The following is a 16695-nucleotide window of genomic DNA, read 5'->3' on the forward strand; positions in this document are numbered from 1 at the left end:
GTCCGGCAGCGGTTGAACGACGCGCTCGAGGTCATCAAGCCGATCGGCTGGCTGGTCCTCGGTCTCGGCCTGGGTTCCCTCCTGGTCGCCGTGCTCGCTCAGTGGCGCGAGCTGGCGGTGCTGGGCACGGGCTGCCTGGTGCTGATGGTGCTCGCGCTGCCGTTCCTCCTCGGCCGGACGTCGGTGTCGGTCGACCTGCGGCTCCAGCCCGAGCGGGTGGCGGCGGGGGAGTCGGTGGCTGCCGGCGTCCTGGTGGTCAACCGCGCGTCCTCGCGCCTGGTCCCGACGACGCTCGAGGTCCCGGTCGGATCGGCCGTGCACCGCTACGGCATCAGCTCGCTCGCGCCCGGGGCCACTCACGAGGAGTCGTTCACCATCCGCACCGAGCGGCGCGGCGTGATCGCCGTCGGCCCGGCGATGACGCGTCGTGGCGACCCGGTGGGCATCTTCTCCCGCGACGTGGTCTGGACGCCGGTGCGCGAGGTGCTCGTACGTCCGCACCTGCTGCCGATCGAGTCGCTCGGCGCAGGACTGCTGCGCGACCTCGAAGGGGTCTCGACCGACGCGGTCAGCCAGAGCGACCTGGCGTTCCACGCCCTGCGGGAGTACGTCCCCGGTGACGACCTGCGACACATCCACTGGCGGTCGTCGGCGAAGGTGATGGCCTCGAGCGGCGAGTCCTCCCTGCTCGTTCGCCAGTACCTCGACACCCGCCGCAGCCACGCCACGATCGTCGTCGACGACCGGCTCGACTCGTGGTCCGACCCGGAGGACTTCGAGGCGGCGATGGCCGTCGCGGCGTCGATCGCGGTGCGGGCGGTGCTCGACGAGTTCGACGTGTCCTTCGTGTGCGGCACCCACGCCTCGTCGGGCTCCGACGGCCACCTCGCCCTCGACGCCGTCTGCCGCGCCGACTTCGGCGACCGCGGCCTCGTCGAGTCCGGGCGGCAGGCCAGCATGCTGGCTCCCGACACGAGCCTCGCGTTCTTCATCGGCGGCAGCGAGTCGCCGTTCACCGACCTGCTCCGCTCCTCGGCGGCCTTCCCGCCCGAGGTGCGCCGCTACGGCATCGTCGTCGACCCCCAGGGCAACAGTCGCGTCACCGAGACCGGCGGCCTGCCCGTCCTCCACCTCGCTGCCAAGGAGGACCTCGGCGGTCTCCTGCGCTGGAGCGTCCGATGAGACTCACCCCACGACGTTCTCCGTCTCCTCCGCCCCGCTCCTCCGCCGGACAACGCCGCGGGGACCCCGAAACCGACCGAGGACCTTCGGGCATGGCGACCGGCACCCGCACCCGCGTACGCCCGCACGCGCTGCTGCCCGACCGCCACTCGTGGGTCGACATGGGCTTCACCCTCGCGCTGGCAGGGGTGGCGCTGACGGCGTTCGGCTCGTCGTTCACCGGGTCGGCCTACCTCGTGGTCGGCCTGCTCGGCACGGTGATCGCGATCCTGGTGACCCACCTGACCCGCGCCGCCGGCTGGCCCGTGATCTCCGCGGTCGTCATCTGCCTCGTCCTCTTCTTCCTGCTCGGCGGACCGCTCTGCCTGCGCTCGCTGGGCGACACCTACACGCTGCCCGGCTCCGGCACCCTCGCCCGGGTCGCGGACCAGGCGGTCTTCGGCTGGAAGGACCTGCTGACCACGCTGCCCCCCGTCGACGGTGACGGGCCGCTGCTGGTGCTGCCGTGGCTGTCAGGGATGGTCGCGGGGCTCGTCGGCAGCACGCTGGCCCACCTCCCGGTCCGCCGCGCGTGGCTGGCCGCCCTGCTGCCCGTGGCCGGGATGACAGCTGTCCTCTCCGGAGCGATCCTGCTGGGGGTCCGCCACCCCGAGTCGCTGGTCGTGCAGGGCGCGGCCTTCACCGTGCTCGCCCTGGCCTGGCTGGCGATCCGGGCCCGCCGGGCCAGTGCCGCCGTGCACGGCGGCACCACGTCGTACGTCCGCGGTGTGGGCGCCGTGGTCATGCTCGGTCTCGCGGCGCTGCTCGCCCATCCCGCCAGCGCCCTCTTCGTCAGCGACGACTCGGAGCGCGCGGTGGCCCGCAACTGGGTCGAGCCGCCCTTCGACATCGGCCGCTACCCCTCGCCGCTCGCCGGCTTCCGCAAGTACGTCGACCTCAAGGGCGAGCCCAACCCGGCCAACGTCTACGACAAGACGCTGCTCGACATCGACGGGGTGCCCGCCGGCTCCCGGGTGCGCTTCGCCGCCATGGACCGCTACGACGGGATGGTCTGGGGCGCCACCGACGACGCGCTGCCCGGCCCGGCCGACGACTCCTTCCAGCGCGTGTCGTCCACCATCGACAACCCGGTCGAGGGCAAGGAGGTCGACGCGACCGTCACCCTCGGCGAGGGTTGGAGCGGGGTGTGGCTGCCCACAGTCGGCGCCCTCCGGTCCATGGACTTCCAGACCGGTGACGCACGCGCCAAGGCCGAGGTGTTCCGCTACAACCTCGCCACCTCCACCGCTGTCGTCCCCACAGGGATGCAGCGCGGCGACAGCTACTCGTTCACGGCCGTCCAGCCCGACGACGAGCTCAGCGAGGAGACCGTCGGGTCGGCCGACCTGACGCCCCTGCCGGCAGGTGCGGCGTTCATCCAGGGCCCGACCGAGAAGTGGACCGAGGACGCCAGCACCGACCCGATGGACCGTGTGCTGGCAGCCGCCGAGCACCTGCGCTCGGAGGGCAAGTACTCCGACGGCATCGGCCGCACCGAGCGCATCTACGTCGCCGGCCACAGCGCGTGGCGGCTGTCCGACGAGTTCGTCAACGCGCCGCAGATCGTGGGCAACGACGAGCAGTACGCCGCGACCATGGCGCTGATCGCCAACGACATCGGTGTGCCCGCCCGCGTCGTGCTCGGCGCGGTCGTCCCGGAGGGCGGTCGGGTCACCGGCAAGGACGTGTCGGCGTGGGTGGAGCTCCGCGCCGCCGACGGGTCGTGGAAGACGCTGCCGACCGAGGCCTTCATGTCGGACACGCCTCCGGCCGACCAGGTGCCCGAGACCAACACCCCGATGTCCGGGACGGTCATCCCGCCGCCCAACCCGATCCCGCCGCCGTCCGACGCGGGGGAGCAGAGCGACGCCGACCTCAAGGAACGCAAGGCCACCCGCAAGAAGAAGGCCGAGGAGGACGAGGACGGCATCATCCCGGGCCTTCCGTCGTGGGTCGGCACGGTGGTGACCTACATCGGTCTCCCGCTGCTCGCCGCCGCCCTGCTGCTGGCCGCCGTGGTCGGCCTCAAGGCATGGCGTCGGCACCGCCGCCGCAGCGCGGCCTCGGCCTCCGCCCGTTTCGTGGGCGCCTGGCGCGAGCTCGTCGACCACGCGCGCGACCTCGGCCAGCCGGTGCCGCTCGGGCCGACGGTCACCCGGCGCGAGCAGTCGGCCGGCATCGTGTCCGGCGAGGCCGGCACGCTGGCCCGCCGTGCCGACAGCTTCGTCTTCGGCCCGAGCACGCCCGAGGTGGCCGCGGCCGCGACCTACTGGGACTCGGTCGACGCCGAGCGGCGGGCGATGTCGCAGGAGGTCGGCCGCTGGCAGCGCTTCCGGGCCGCGACCAGCCTCCGCTCGCTGCGGCGCACGACGTCCCGGTCGGCGCGCGACGCCGATCGGCAGCCCGCCACCGACGACGCGGAGCCGACCCCCGCGCCCGGGCGTGTCCCGGCGGGGGCGCGACGGCTGCGCGGGCTCGCTGATTGGCGTTCTCGACGTACGCCTGACTAAACTGGTGCGTCGGCCCAACGTGGGCTGTGTTTCGTGGCGCCTCGCGGCTGCCCGGGAAACTCGTGTGATCGTCCCAGACGTTTGCGCGCGTGCCGGGAAGAGGCTCCCCGGACCGCCTCACGAGGTCCACCGGCCCCCTGCTTGCAGGTGCCGGGCGGTTCCCGGGCCACGGTAGACAACGAGACAACAGATTGTGGAGGACATGCCGAAGAAAGAAGGCGTGATCGAGATCGAGGGCACCGTCGTGGAGGCCCTTCCCAATGCGATGTTCCGCGTGGAGCTGTCCAACGGGCACAAGGTACTCGCGCACATCAGCGGCAAGATGCGACAGCACTACATCCGGATCCTCCCCGAGGACCGGGTCGTGGTGGAGCTCTCGCCGTACGACCTCACCCGGGGTCGGATCGTCTATCGCTACAAGTGACATTGCCAGCCGAGTAGCAAGGATTCGTTGACATGAAGGTCAACCCGAGCGTCAAGCCCATCTGTGACAAGTGCAAGGTCATCCGCCGTCACGGCCGGGTCATGGTCATCTGCGAGAACCCGCGCCACAAGCAGCGGCAAGGCTGATCGTCCTCGCCCGGCTCCGCCGGCCGAGCACGATCTGCAGGACCAGCACGACACAACTGAAACACCACACAACGTGATCGCTAGGCCAGGCAGCCCCTGTCCGAAATCACCTCCGGAGCACCGGCCGGAGCCCACCCGAGGCGGGTTGGGACGCGACACGAACCGAAACCGATGCGAGACAGACAAGGAACCGCCACATGGCACGCCTCGTTGGTGTTGACCTCCCGCGCGACAAGCGCATCGAGGTCGCTCTCACCTACATCTACGGCATCGGCCGTACCCGCTCCCAGCAGCTCCTGGCTGCCACCGGTGTCGACCCGAACGCTCGGGTCCACACGCTCGGTGACGAGGAGCTGGTCAAGCTTCGCGACGAGATCGAAGCCAACTTCAAGATCGAGGGTGACCTCCGACGTGAGGTCCAGGCGGACATCCGCCGCAAGATCGAGATCGGCAGCTACCAGGGTCGCCGCCACCGCATGGGCCTTCCGGTCCGCGGTCAGCGCACCAAGACCAACGCGCGCACCCGCAAGGGCCCGAAGCGCACCGTCGCCGGCAAGAAGAAGGCGAAGTGATCGGCGCCCTGCGCTGATCCTCGTCCCCGAAGCTTCCAGACCAGACCTCACCAGGAGTTAATGCATGCCTCCCAAGAGCCGCGCGACCAAGGTCCGCCGCAAGGAGAAGAAGAACATCGCTCAGGGCGAAGCCCACATCAAGAGCACGTTCAACAACACCATCGTCACCATCACCGACCCGACCGGCGCCGTGATCTCGTGGGCCTCCGCCGGCACCGTCGGCTTCAAGGGCTCGCGCAAGTCGACCCCCTTCGCCGCGCAGATGGCCGCCGAGGCCGCTGGCCGTCGCGCCATGGACCACGGCATGAAGAAGATCGACGTCTTCGTCAAGGGTCCGGGTTCGGGCCGCGAGACCGCGATCCGTTCGCTCGGGGCCCTCGGCCTCGAGGTCGGCCAGATCCAGGACGTCACGCCCACCCCCCACAACGGATGCCGGCCTCCCAAGCGCCGCCGCGTCTGACCCGAGACTGAGAAAGAGAGACTGACATGGCCCGCTACACCGGTCCCATGACCCGCAAGTCGCGCCGTCTCGGTGTCGACCTCGTCGGCGGCGACGCTGCCTTCGAGAAGCGTCCCTATGCCCCCGGCCAGCACGGCCGCGGTCGCATCAAGGAGTCCGAGTACCTGCTGCAGCTCCGCGAGAAGCAGAAGGCTCGCTTCACCTACGGCGTGATGGAGAAGCAGTTCGTCCGCTACTACAAGGAGGCCAGCCGTCGCCAGGGCAAGACCGGCGACAACCTCCTGCAGCTCCTCGAGTGCCGCCTCGACAACGTGGTCTACCGCGCCGGCTTCGCCCGGACGCGCCGCCAGGCCCGCCAGCTCGTCACGCACGGCCACTTCCTGGTCAACGGCAAGAAGGTCGACATCCCGTCCTTCCAGGTCACCGACCACGACATCATCGACGTGCGCGAGAAGTCGCTCGAGCTGACCCCGCTGATCGTGGCTCGCGAGACCCACGGCGAGCGCGTCACCCCCGCGTGGATGGAGGTCATCCCGTCGCGGATGCGCGTCCTCGTCCACCAGGTCCCGGTCCGGGCGCAGATCGACGTCCCGGTCCAGGAGCAGCTCATCGTGGAGTACTACTCCAAGAAGTGATCTCCAGTCGGTGGTCGCCCGTGCTGCGGGCGGCCACCGATCCCCCTCTTCCACGCCACTCCTCACCATGTTCGGATCCGTCAAATAGCGGGTGGATCCGGAAAGGAAAAACTCCGTGCTCATCGCTCAGCGCCCCACCCTCACGGAAGAGACCGTCGACGAGTTCCGCTCGCGGTTCGTCATCGAGCCCCTCGAGCCCGGCTTCGGCTACACGCTCGGCAACTCGCTGCGCCGTACGCTCCTCAGCTCCATCCCGGGTGCCTCGGTCACCAGCATCAAGGTCGACTCCGTCCTCCACGAGTTCTCGACGATCGAGGGCGTCACCGAGGACATGACCGAGATCATCCTCAACCTCAAGGGCATCGTCGTCTCCTCCGAGCACGACGAGCCCGTCGTGATGTACCTGCGGAAGTCCGGTGCCGGTGACGTCACCGCCGCCGACATCACCCCGCCCGCCGGCGTCGAGGTGCACAACCCCGAGCTCAAGATCGCCACGCTGTCCGACAAGGGCAAGCTGGAGATGGAGCTCGTCGTCGAGCGTGGCCGCGGCTACGTCTCGTCCGTGCAGAACAAGGGCGCCGACAACGAGATCGGCCGCATGCCGGTCGACTCGATCTACAGCCCGGTCATGAAGGTGACCTACAAGGTCGAGGCCACCCGTGTCGAGCAGCGCACCGACTTCGACAAGCTCGTCATCGACGTCGAGACCAAGCAGTCGATCCGTCCCCGCGACGCGATCGCCTCGGCCGGCAAGACCCTCGTCGAGCTCTTCGGCCTGGCCCGTGAGCTCAACGTCGAGGCCGAGGGCATCGACATCGGCCCGTCGCCCGTCGACGAGCAGCTCGCCGCCGACCTGGCCCTGCCGGTCGAGGACCTGCAGCTTACGGTCCGCAGCTACAACTGCCTCAAGCGCGAGGGCATCCACACCGTGGGCGAGCTCATCTCACGCTCGGAGCAGGACCTGCTCGACATCCGCAACTTCGGTGCCAAGTCCATCGACGAGGTGAAGGCCAAGCTCGTCGAGATGGGCCTCTCGCTCAAGGACAGCGCGCCCGGCTTCGACCCGCACGCCGCCCTCGCCGCCTACGGCGACGACGACGACGACGCGTTCATCGAGGACGAGCAGCTCTGATCTCCCGACCCTCGCCACGAGGGTCGTACCACCAAACCGACCGGGCTCAGTCGAACGTCTGAGCCGGTCGTCTACCCGGGTACCTGACACGGCCCGAGAGAAGGAAGGCACCACATGCCCAAGCCCAAGAAGGGTCCCCGCCTCGGCGGTAGCCCCGCCCACCAGCGCCTGATGCTCTCGAACCTGGCCACCGCCCTGTTCGAGCACGGCCGGATCACCACCACCGAGACCCGTGCGCGCCTGCTGCGCCCGGTCGCGGAGAAGCTGATCACCAAGGCCAAGCGCGGCGACCTGCACAACCGTCGTGAGGTCCTCAAGACCGTCCGCGACAAGTCGGTCGTCCACACGCTGTTCACCGAGATCGCGCCGACCTTCGCGGAGCGTCCCGGTGGCTACACCCGCATCACCAAGATCGGCCCCCGCAAGGGCGACAACGCCCCCATGGCGGTCATCGAGCTGGTGACCGAGGCCTACAGCCCGAAGGCTCCCTCGACCAAGAAGACCCAGGCCGCTGCCGCTCCGGCGCCCGCGACCGCGTCCGACGAGCCGGTCGAGGACACCACGGCCGAGACCGCTGCCGAGGAGCACGAGGCTGCTGCCGCCGAGCACGAGGCTGCCGCCGAGGAGCACGAGGCCGCCGCCGAGGCGCACGAGGCTGCTGCCGAGGAGCACCAGGCTGCCGCCGAGGCTGCCGAGGAGTCGGACGACTCCAAGGCCTGATCCCAGGTCCGCAACGCAGGCCCGCCATCCCCTGGGGTGGCGGGCCTTCGTGCGTCCGGGCACCGCTGGCGGGGAACGGTGAGTGGTGCAGGTTCCACCGACCGAGAAGCTGTCTCACTCGCCGCCCGAGGCTCAGACCCGGGCGAGGACCTCGGTGGCGTCGAGGCTGCGGGCAGCGCCGCCGGTGGCGGCGAGGTGGCGGGTCGCGGCGACCACGGCGTCGTTGACGGGCGTGGGGACGCCGTGCAGGCGGCCCTGGAGCACGACCTCGCCGGCGAGGTAGTCGATCTCGGAGTCGCCGGTGCCGCGGGTGAGGCTCTGCCAGGTGGAGCCGCCGCGACGCTCGAGGTCGGGGCGGCGCTGCAGGATCGAGCCGCGCCGCTCGCGGTCCTCCTCGGCGGGGACGACGGTGAGGCCGGCCGCGGCCAGCACCCGTTCGCCCTCGGCCTGCGCCCGCTCGGCGAGCTCGTCGGCCGCGTCGCCCTGGGCGAAGGACGCGTCGACGCCGTTGCCGAGGTTCATCACGAGCTTGCGCCGCTTCATCGCCATGACGTCGTCGCGCTCCTCCGACTCGATCCCCGCGGCGCGGAGGTCGGCGGCCACGGCCGCGGTGGTCTCGTCGGTGCCGCCGGGGAAGCGGCCGATGTCGAGGATGGCCGGCGTCGGGTGGCATCCCGCCACCACCACGCCGGGCTCGAGGTGGGTCGCCGGGAGCATGACGCAGACGGCGTACGTCCGCTCGAACAGCCGCAGCGCGGCGGACTCGGTCGCGATCCCGTTGGTGGCGCAGACGACGCGTACGTCGGCGGGGGCATGGGCGCGGAGGTCGGCGAGCGCGACGGCTGCCTGGTGCGACTTCACCGCCAGCAGCACGACGGTGTCGTCGGTCCAGTCGACCTCCGCTGCCGTGTCGGTGGCGGGGGCCTCGATGCGGTGCCGGCCGTCACCGGCGTCGAGCACCAGCCCTCCGGACCGGATCGCCTCGAGGTGGGCACCGCGCGCGACGAGGGTGACCGGCAGCCCGGCGAGGTGGAGGTGGCCGCCGATGACTCCACCGACGGCCCCGGCGCCGTACACGACGTACTTCATGTCGTCGACCCTACGAGGAAGGCGGTCCCTGTCAGGCGCGAGGGCCGCGCACCGTGAAGCGCAGGTGCAGCACGCGGTCGCCCTGGACGACGACGTCCGGGTCGTCGAGCAGGTGCTGGGTCTCGACGGAGCCGAAGTAGCGCTTGCCGGTGCCGAAGACCACCGGCACGACGTCCATGGCCACCTCGTCGACGAGACCGAGGGCGAGGGCCTGTCCGCCCACGTCGCCCGCCGCGACGGACACCGTCCGGTCGCCGGCCAGCTCCCGTGCGGTGGCGATCGCTGCGGTCACGTCGTCGACGAAGTGGTACGACGCCTCCGGGTGCCAGCCCTCCGGCCTGGGTCGGTGCGACACCACGACCACGTGGTCGCCCGTCGGGGGACGCCCCTCCCACCCGTTGGTGATGTCGAACAGGTGACGGCCGATCACCATGCAGCCGATGGAGTCCCACACGGGTCGGACGTAGTCGTACGACGTCTGCGACACCCGGAGCCCTCCGGGCGACGGGTCGTCCATGTCCTGTGCGGCCAGGGTGCGGTCCCCGTTGAAGTACCACTCGAACAGGGGGCCCGGATCGTCGTGCAGGTCGGCGATGAACCCGTCGAGCGAGACGACGTTGTTCATCACCACGGTGCTCACGGCGTGCCTCCGTCGCGGGCGCTCCACGCGGGATCGCGACCGACGAAGCCCATCAGCCGGTCGACGACGGGCGCGTCGTCCGGAACGGGGACCGCCGGGCCGTACTGCCCGGAGTCGCGCAGCATCTGCTCGATCGGGCGCATCCCCTCCAGGAGCTGGGTGGCGAAGTCCTCGTCGAGCCCGGCGTCCTGGCCGCCGGCGCGGGCGAGGTCCCACGAGTGCATGAAGACGTCGGCGGTGTAGAACTGGTCGACCGCGTCGGCGAGCCGGTGGGTGCCGGCGCGGGGGTGGGTGAAGCTCTCGTCGCCGCGCTGCTCGAGCAGCCCCTGGACGGAGTCGGAGTGGTGCTGCCACGCCGCGAGCGGGTCGTCGTCCACCGAGGGGCCGGCGGGCAGGTCGACCCCGCCGCTGGCGAGGAAGGGGGGGAACCAGCCGACGAGGTGGCCCACCACGTCGCGCGCGGTCCACCCGTCGACGGGGGCCGGGGCCGACCAGTCGGGGGTCTGCGCCACCAGGCGGCCGAAGCCCCCGGCGACCGCCGCGTGGCGGCCGGCCGGGGCGTCGGGGAGTGCCATCAGAGCGCGCCCTCGGCGAGGAGGCGGTCGATGGAGGCGTAGCCGTCGTTGACGCCGACCTCCATCCCGCTGCGCAACCAGGCGTCGCGGCCCTCGAAGGAGTCGCAGAGGCTCACCGCGTGGAGCCGGGTGCGGCCGTCGCCGAGGTCCTCGAAGGTCAGGGTCTCCAGCGAGACGCCGTCGGGCATGCCCTCCCAGGTGAACGTCTGAACGATGCGGTCCTCGCGCACCGTGTGGAAGCACCCGCGGAAGGAGGTCTCGAAGTCCTCGCGTCCGTCGCTGCCGCGCGCGGTGTAGCTCCAGCTGCCGCCGTCGCGGGCCTCCCAGTGGGTGATGTCGGCGCCGACGCCGTCGGGGCCGATCCACTGCGCGTAGAGCTCCGGGTCGGTGTGCGCCCGGAACAGCTGCGCCGGGGTGGCCGCGAAGTCGCGCCAGATGTGGATGGCGGGCACGTCGCTGTCGGCCTCGATGGCGGCCTCGGGGTAGCGCGTGGCGGCGTCGTTGGTCTGCACGGTGGTCATGATGCCGTTCCTTCCTGCGGTTGGGTGGAGCTCGGGTTGTCGTCGTCCTGCAGTCGCGCGAGCACGGCGTCGAGGCGCGAGAAGCGCTCCTCGGCCTGCCGGCGGTAGCGCTCGATCCACTTCGTCATGAGGTCGAACACCTCGGCTTCCAGGTGCACGGGGCGTCGCTGCGCCTCCCGGGTCCGCGTCACCAGGCCCGCGTCCTCGAGCACCTTGAGGTGCTTGGAGACGGCCTGCAGGCTCACGTCGTAGGGCGCGGCCAGGTCGTTGACCGTGTGGTCGCCCTCGGTGAGGCGGGCCACCATGTCCCGACGGGTCGGGTCGGCCAGTGCGGCGAAGACTCGGGAGAGCTGGTCGGTCACGGAGCACCTTCTTCAACTGAATGGTTGAATAGACGGTAGGCCGACGAGGCGAGACTTGTCAACCATCTGGTTGAACAAAGTCGGGCGGCGGCGTGGCCCGGGCGGCTGCGTCCTAGGATCGCTGCGTGCGCCTGCGGATCGACTGTGCCTACGACGGCGCCGAGTTCTCCGGCTGGGCCACCCAGCCCGGGCGTCGTACGGTCCAGGGGACGCTCGAGGCGGCGCTGGCCACCGCGCTGCGGATGCCCGAGGTGAGGGTGACCGTGGCCGGCCGCACCGACGCCGGCGTGCACGCGCGCGGCCAGGTGGCGCACGTCGACGTCGATCCCGGGGTGGTCGCCGCCTCCGCGGGCCGATCGACCGAGCCGCCGCTGCAGGCCCTCGCCCGGCGCGTGGACGGGATCCTGCCGCCCGACCTGCGCGTACGACGCGTGGTCGAGGCGCCCGAGGGGTTCGACGCCCGCTTCTCCGCGGTCTGGCGGCGCTACGCCTACCGCGTCGCCGACGCCCAGGAGCTCGCCGACCCGCTCGTGCGGGGCCACGTGCTGACCTGGGGGCGCCCGCTCGACCTCGACGCGATGAACGAGGCGTCCGCGCCGCTGGTCGGCCTGCGCGACTTCGCCTCCTTCTGCAAGCAGCGGGAGGGGGCGACCACCGTCCGCACGCTGCTCGACCTCGACTGGCGGCGTGACGACGCCGGACTCGTCGTCGGCTCGGTGCGTGCCGACGCCTTCTGCCACAACATGGTGCGCGCCCTGGTCGGCTGCCTCCTCGCGGTCGGCGAGGGCCGGCAGTCCGCCGGGTGGCCGGCAGAGGTGATGGCCGGCCGCCGGCGCGACCAGGGCGTGCGCGTGGTGCACGCCCACGGCCTCACGCTGGAGGAGGTCGGCTACCCCGACGACGACGAGCTCGCCGCCCAGGCCGAGCGCGCCCGAGCCAGACGAGAGGCGATCCATGACTGAGCACTACTTCTCCGCCGACCCCGGCGTGCCCTTCGAGCGGGAGAGCTTCACCGCCGAGCTGTGGGGCAGCACGCTGACCATCGACACCGGCTCGGGGGTGTTCAGCCGCGGACACCTCGACCACGCGACGGCGGTGCTGTTCAAGGAGCTCGAGCCGCCCGTGCAGGGCCAGTTCCTCGACCTCGGCTGCGGCTACGGGGTCATCGGGTTGGCGATCGCCAAGGCCGTGCCGCTGGCCAACGTCACCGGCGTCGACGTCAACGAGCGCGCGCTGCTGCTGGCCAACGACAACGCCCGCGCCGCCGGCCTCGACTCGCGCTTCGTCGCCTGCCTGCCCGAGCAGGTGCCGGGCAACCAGGTCTTCGACGAGATCTGGTCCAACCCGCCCATCCGCATCGGCAAGGAGGCGCTGCACGAGCTGCTGCTGACGTGGCTGCCGCGCCTCGCGCCGGGCGGGCGGATGGTCATGGTCGTCGGCAAGAACCTCGGTGGCGACTCGCTGCAGCGGTGGCTGACCGAGCAGGGCTGGCCCACGGCGCGCCTGGCCAGCCACAAGGGCTTCCGCGTGCTGGAGACGCGAGCAAATGCCTAGGCTGAACACGTGGCAGAGGAACTCCGCACCGCCGCCGGGGTCGTGGACCGGCTGCGCAACCTCGCCTCCGGCCCTGAGCTCGCCAAGCTCTCGAAGAGGCTGCCCACCGGTGAGCAGGCCTTCGGTGTCAGGATGCGCGACCTGTTCGAGACCGCCAAGGCTGCTGTCGGACTGCCGGAGGGTGAGCTAGGCGAGCTCTTCGCGGAGGATGCGTTCGAGCCGCGGATGGCCGCCTTCTGCGTCCTCGACTTTCGCGCCCGACGGAAGCCGGACGTCGCCCTTCGACGGACCTACCTCGATCACCATGACGCCATCACCACATGGGACATGGTCGACCGTGCCGCTCCCTGGGTGGTCGGCAGCGTCACTGCGGGAGGACCCTACGACGTGCTGCACGACCTGGCGGCGAGCGATGACTGGCTCCGCCGGCGCTCGGCGATCACGGCACCCCTGTGGTTTGCGAAGTACGGCGACGCACGCGACGTGGCCGCCGGGTACGGTGTCGCGGCCAAGCTGCGCGACGACCCGGAAGCGGTCGTCCGCAAGGCTGTTGCGATCTACGACAAGCACGCGGGACGCAGGTAGCTCGCGGGCCGACCGATCGCGGCAGCCGCCGATACGACCCGTCCTCGGGCGGAGGACACGCCACGTGCTCAACGTCCGGGTCTTCCGCGATGTTGCGTCGCCACGGTGCCCCGTTGCGCGAGACGGTCAGTGTCGCGGCAGGTTCAAGGTCGCGACCAACCCCCCGCCCGGGCGCGGGTCGAGCGCGAGCGTCCCGTCGTGCGCCGCGGCGATCCGCTGGACGATCGCCAGGCCGAGGCCGACGCCCCCGTGGTCGTCGTGCAGCCGTCCGGAGCCGCGTCGGAACGGCTCGGCCAGCGTCGCGACGAGGAGCCGATCGAGGCGGTCGCCGGTGTTCTCGACGACGAGGGCGACCCCCGACGAGGTGGTCAGGGTGGTGACCCACGCGCCGCCGCCGGACGGCACGTTGTGCACGATCGCGTTGTGCAGCAGGTTCGTGGTCAGCTGGAGCAGGAGCGCGCGGGAGGCCGACGTCGCGGCCGCCTCGCCCGCAGTCGTGATCGTGACGCCGCGCTCCTCGGCGAGCGGGAGCAGCACCTCGGCCGCCTCCTCCGCGAGGAGCGACAGGTCGACGGGCTCTCGCTCGAAGCTGCGCTGGTCGGCCCGGCTCAACACCAGCAGCGCTTCGGTGAGGTCGATGGCCCGGGTGTTGACCGTGCGCAGCCGCTCGACGAGCAGGTCGACGTCCGGGTCGGGGTCCTTCGCGGCCACGTCGAGCAACGTCTGGGTGATCGCGAGCGGCGTACGCAGCTCGTGCGAGGCGTTGGCCGCGAATCGCTGCTGCTCGGCGACATGGCGCTCGAGGCGCTCGAGCATGGCGTCGAAGGCGTCGGCCAGCTCGCGGAACTCGTCGTCGCGGCCGGGCAGCCGGATGCGGTGGTCGAGCGCGCCGCTGCCTGCGGCGCGGGTGGCCGCGGTGATGCGGTCGAGCGGCGCGAGCATCCTGCCCGCGAGGACCCAGCCGCCGGCCAGCCCGACGACCAGGAGCAGGCCCATCATCAGCGCGGCCTTGGGTGCGAAGGCGTTCCAGAGGTCGGAGCGGCCCGGCATGAACGTGCTGCCGAAGGCGCCGTCCGGCGCGCCGAGTCCACTGGTCGACCCGGCCTCGTCGGGCACGTAGCGCAGCAGGAAGACCCACACCACGGCCAGCAGCCCAGTGCCCGCGACCAGCACGAAGCCCGCATAGCTGAGGGTCAGCCGCAGCCGGACGCTGGGGCCGCGCGGCCTAGCCACGACGGTCGGCGTCCGACACGTCGATGCGGTAGCCCACCCCGGGCACGGTGGCGATCACCCAGGGCTCGCCGAGGCGCTTGCGCAGCGCGGACACCGTGATGCGTACGGCGTTGGTGAACGGGTCGGCGTGCTCGTCCCAGGCCCGCTCCAGCAGCTCCTCGGCGCTCACCACCCCGCCCTCCGCTGCGACGAGGACCTCGAGGACGGCGAACTGCTTGCGGGTGAGGGCGACGTAGCGCCCGTTGCGGTGCACCTCGCGCCGGAACGGATCGACGCGCAGCCCGGCGAGCTCACGCACCGGTGGCCGGTGGTGACCGCGCCTGCGGTCCAGGGCGCGCAGTCGGAGGACCAGCTCCTGCAGCTCGAACGGCTTGGTGAGGTAGTCGTCGGCGCCGAGCTCGAAGCCGGACGCCTTGTCGTCGAGCCGGTCGGCGGCAGTCAGCATGAGAATCGGCAGGCCCGAGCCGGACGCGACGATCTGCGCGGCGACCTCGTCGCCGGATGGCCCCGGGATGTCGCGATCAAGGACGGCGATGTCGTAGGAGTTCACCCCGAGCAGCTCGAGTGCGGCGTCGCCGTCACCGGCGACGTCGGCCGCGATCGCCTCGAGCCGCAGGCCGTCGCGGATGGCGCCCGCCATCAGGGGCTCGTCCTCGACGATCAGCACGCGCATGCCCCGATGGTAGAGAGCGCCGTGTTTCGTCGGCGTATCGAAATCGGCATACGCTCCGGCAACGTCGCGCTCCCTTCACTGGTCGCATGCCACGACGTCTTCCTTCCGCGCTCGCCCTTGCCCTCGTCGCGATGCTCGCCCTCGGTTGCGCCGCGACCCAGGACCCGTCGTCGTCCGTCGCGCTGCCGGCCCCGGTCCCCGAAGGTCCGCCCCGGACGCCGTCCGGTGCGTCGCGCGGCTTCGCGGACGGCATGCTGCCGGCCGGCGCGACGGTGTACGACGACCACCCCGGGGTGGTCGGTCTGGACAGTCGGCTCCTCGAGGAGCTCCGCGCCGCCACGGCGGACGCGTCCGCCCAGGGCATCGGGATCGTCGTCAACAGCGGGTGGCGGTCGAAGGCGTACCAGTCGCTGCTGTACGAGGAGGCAGTCGCCGAGCACGGCTCGGAGGCCGCGGCGTGGGTCGCCCGACCCGGCACGTCCGTGCACGAGTCGGGCGCGGCGGTCGACCTGGGGCCGAGCAGTGCCGTCGACTGGCTGGCGCAGCACGGCGTCGGCTACGGCCTGTGCCAGGTGTACGACAACGAGCCGTGGCACTTCGAGCTGGACCCCGACGCCGTCGAGCAGGGCTGTCCGCCACCGTACGACGACCCGAGCGACGACCCGCGGCTCCAGATGTGACGCTGCGTCCGCTAGGGCTTCCCGTCGAGGAACATCTTCAGTCGGGTCTGCGTCTGGCCCGGGTCCTGGGGGAGGGCGCCGTTGATCGCGCGGCACACCCAGCCGAGGCGCATCGCGATCGCGGCCGCCTCGCGCAGGTGGGCGACGGTGGTGCCGTAGTGGGCGGCGTACGGCCCGAGGTAGGCCGCGAGGTGCGGGCGGAGGTCCTCGGAGTCCTCCACGTCGTCGACACCCCACGCGATGACGCCCTCCAGCGTCACCGCGAGGGTGAAGAAGGGGTGGGAGACGCAGGCGTCGCCCCAGTCGAGCACCTGGTGCACGCCCGCGCCGAGGAAGACCTGCCCGTCGTGGAGGTCGTCGTGCTGGACGGTCTCGCGGATGCCGAAGGCGCCCAGCCGGTCACACAGGTCGGCGATCGCGTCAGCACCCGGCAGCCGCGGGTCGACGTCGTCGAGCTGCGCGAGGAGGGCGTCGTACGCCCCGGGCAGCGTCGGCAGCCGACGGTCGGGCAGCCCGGCGGCGAGCAACGCGTCGACCTCGTCCTCGCACGCGAGCTGGACCCGGGCGTACGCCTCCAGCACGTCGAGCCAGCGCTCCAGGCTGCGCTCCTCGACGATCACGTCGCGCAGGCGCGGCCCGGCGTCCGCCAGCAAGAGCCATCCGGTGTCCGGGTCGCTGGCGAGCGGCATGGGCACTCGTCCGTCGGAGCGCGGCGCGACCAGTGCGGTGACGGCCGCCTCGTGACGCATCGCCTCGTCGTTGGCCTTGAACCAGACCGGTCCGCCGTCCGTCGGCACCCGCAGGACGGTCGACCAGTCGGTCACGTGCGGCTGCTCGACCGGGCCGGCCACGGAGCGGCCCTGCTCGGCGAGCCGGTCTGCGATCCATGCCCCGGCGGCCTCGAGGAAGGCGGGGTCGCGCCACCTGGCGGTGAGCTCGGACGGGTCGGTCATGACGCGCATC

The 16695-nt window shown here is 71.5% G+C and carries 21 protein-coding genes; 13 read left to right on the top strand and 8 right to left on the bottom strand.

Going from position 1 to position 16695, the window contains the following annotated elements; all coding sequences use genetic code 11:
- The first annotated feature begins 12 nt into the window (after positions 1-12).
- From ACXJKB_RS10875 to rplQ, 9 genes are all read left to right on the top strand, one after another.
- Positions 13-1182 (top strand): DUF58 domain-containing protein, encoded by a 1170-nt coding sequence (locus tag ACXJKB_RS10875; RefSeq protein WP_457188185.1) that lies wholly within the window; start codon positions 13-15, stop codon positions 1180-1182.
- A gap of 92 nt (positions 1183-1274) precedes the next feature.
- The gene (locus ACXJKB_RS10880; RefSeq protein WP_457188187.1) at positions 1275-3731 is read left to right on the top strand and encodes a transglutaminase-like domain-containing protein; all 2457 of its coding nucleotides are present in this window, start codon (positions 1275-1277) and stop codon (positions 3729-3731) included.
- A gap of 202 nt (positions 3732-3933) precedes the next feature.
- On the top strand, positions 3934-4155 hold the full coding sequence (gene infA, locus ACXJKB_RS10885; protein WP_011757309.1) for a translation initiation factor IF-1: 222 nt from the start codon (positions 3934-3936) through the stop codon (positions 4153-4155).
- Between the two features lie 32 nt (positions 4156-4187).
- Positions 4188-4301, top strand: coding sequence for a 50S ribosomal protein L36 (gene rpmJ / locus ACXJKB_RS10890; RefSeq protein WP_004008316.1), 114 nt, complete (start codon positions 4188-4190; stop codon positions 4299-4301).
- Between the two features lie 197 nt (positions 4302-4498).
- Positions 4499-4873: a 30S ribosomal protein S13 gene (rpsM, locus tag ACXJKB_RS10895; protein ID WP_090969288.1), complete on the top strand. Its 375-nt coding sequence runs from the start codon at positions 4499-4501 to the stop codon at positions 4871-4873.
- A gap of 64 nt (positions 4874-4937) precedes the next feature.
- Entirely contained in the window at positions 4938-5333 is a 396-nt protein-coding gene (rpsK, locus tag ACXJKB_RS10900) for a 30S ribosomal protein S11 (protein ID WP_300049882.1), read from the top strand.
- 26 nt (positions 5334-5359) lie between these two features.
- Entirely contained in the window at positions 5360-5968 is a 609-nt protein-coding gene (gene rpsD, locus ACXJKB_RS10905; protein ID WP_191194645.1) for a 30S ribosomal protein S4, read from the top strand.
- Between the two features lie 115 nt (positions 5969-6083).
- Complete coding sequence (locus ACXJKB_RS10910) at positions 6084-7100, top strand: DNA-directed RNA polymerase subunit alpha (protein WP_129474471.1); 1017 nt, start codon at positions 6084-6086, stop codon at positions 7098-7100.
- Positions 7101-7214: 114 nt separating this feature from the next.
- Positions 7215-7820, top strand: coding sequence for a 50S ribosomal protein L17 (rplQ, locus tag ACXJKB_RS10915; RefSeq protein ID WP_457188191.1), 606 nt, complete (start codon positions 7215-7217; stop codon positions 7818-7820).
- Between the two features lie 132 nt (positions 7821-7952).
- Here rplQ and ACXJKB_RS10920 read toward each other — a convergent pair whose 3' ends face one another.
- The 5 genes from ACXJKB_RS10920 to ACXJKB_RS10940 are packed head-to-tail and all read right to left on the bottom strand — an operon-like array spanning position 7953 to position 11007.
- A complete protein-coding gene (locus tag ACXJKB_RS10920) occupies positions 7953-8909 on the bottom strand; it encodes a ketopantoate reductase family protein (RefSeq protein ID WP_457188193.1) in 957 nt (318 codons plus the stop codon).
- A gap of 31 nt (positions 8910-8940) precedes the next feature.
- Positions 8941-9549, bottom strand: coding sequence for a dihydrofolate reductase family protein (locus tag ACXJKB_RS10925; RefSeq protein ID WP_457188195.1), 609 nt, complete (start codon positions 9547-9549; stop codon positions 8941-8943).
- Entirely contained in the window at positions 9546-10124 is a 579-nt protein-coding gene (locus ACXJKB_RS10930) for a TIGR03086 family metal-binding protein (protein WP_457188197.1), read from the bottom strand. Before ACXJKB_RS10930 ends, ACXJKB_RS10925 begins: the two co-directional genes overlap by 4 nt.
- On the bottom strand, positions 10124-10645 hold the full coding sequence (locus ACXJKB_RS10935) for an SRPBCC family protein (protein WP_457188199.1): 522 nt from the start codon (positions 10643-10645) through the stop codon (positions 10124-10126). Before ACXJKB_RS10935 ends, ACXJKB_RS10930 begins: the two co-directional genes overlap by 1 nt.
- Positions 10642-11007: an ArsR/SmtB family transcription factor gene (locus tag ACXJKB_RS10940; RefSeq protein WP_300049900.1), complete on the bottom strand. Its 366-nt coding sequence runs from the start codon at positions 11005-11007 to the stop codon at positions 10642-10644. The genes ACXJKB_RS10935 and ACXJKB_RS10940 overlap by 4 nt, the downstream gene beginning before the upstream one ends.
- Before the next feature lie 125 nt (positions 11008-11132).
- On the opposite strand from ACXJKB_RS10940, the gene truA reads away from it, so the two are divergent.
- Genes truA through ACXJKB_RS10955 form a run of 3 tightly spaced genes read left to right on the top strand, consistent with a single transcriptional unit; the run spans position 11133 to position 13146 of the window.
- On the top strand, positions 11133-11969 hold the full coding sequence (gene truA / locus ACXJKB_RS10945) for a tRNA pseudouridine(38-40) synthase TruA (protein WP_457188201.1): 837 nt from the start codon (positions 11133-11135) through the stop codon (positions 11967-11969).
- Positions 11962-12561: a class I SAM-dependent methyltransferase gene (locus tag ACXJKB_RS10950; RefSeq protein WP_457188203.1), complete on the top strand. Its 600-nt coding sequence runs from the start codon at positions 11962-11964 to the stop codon at positions 12559-12561. The genes truA and ACXJKB_RS10950 overlap by 8 nt, the downstream gene beginning before the upstream one ends.
- A 9-nt stretch (positions 12562-12570) precedes the next feature.
- Positions 12571-13146, top strand: coding sequence for a DNA alkylation repair protein (locus tag ACXJKB_RS10955; RefSeq protein ID WP_457188205.1), 576 nt, complete (start codon positions 12571-12573; stop codon positions 13144-13146).
- A 126-nt stretch (positions 13147-13272) separates the two neighbouring features.
- Here ACXJKB_RS10955 and ACXJKB_RS10960 read toward each other — a convergent pair whose 3' ends face one another.
- The gene (locus ACXJKB_RS10960; RefSeq protein ID WP_457188207.1) at positions 13273-14379 is read right to left on the bottom strand and encodes a sensor histidine kinase; all 1107 of its coding nucleotides are present in this window, start codon (positions 14377-14379) and stop codon (positions 13273-13275) included.
- Positions 14372-15052 carry a response regulator transcription factor gene (locus ACXJKB_RS10965; protein ID WP_457188209.1) on the bottom strand — a complete coding sequence of 227 codons (681 nt, stop codon included), beginning with the start codon at positions 15050-15052 and terminating at the stop codon, positions 14372-14374. The genes ACXJKB_RS10960 and ACXJKB_RS10965 overlap by 8 nt, the downstream gene beginning before the upstream one ends.
- Positions 15053-15138: 86 nt before the next feature.
- Here ACXJKB_RS10965 and ACXJKB_RS10970 point away from each other — a divergent pair, with 86 nt between their 5' ends.
- The gene (locus ACXJKB_RS10970; protein ID WP_457188211.1) at positions 15139-15732 is read left to right on the top strand and encodes a D-alanyl-D-alanine carboxypeptidase family protein; all 594 of its coding nucleotides are present in this window, start codon (positions 15139-15141) and stop codon (positions 15730-15732) included.
- An 11-nt stretch (positions 15733-15743) separates the two neighbouring features.
- Here the strand turns inward: ACXJKB_RS10970 and ACXJKB_RS10975 are convergent, their stop codons facing one another.
- Complete coding sequence (locus ACXJKB_RS10975; protein ID WP_457188213.1) at positions 15744-16685, bottom strand: phosphotransferase; 942 nt, start codon at positions 16683-16685, stop codon at positions 15744-15746.
- Positions 16686-16695 lie beyond the last annotated feature (10 nt).

It is taken from the genome of Nocardioides sp. P5_E3, assembly GCF_054049275.1.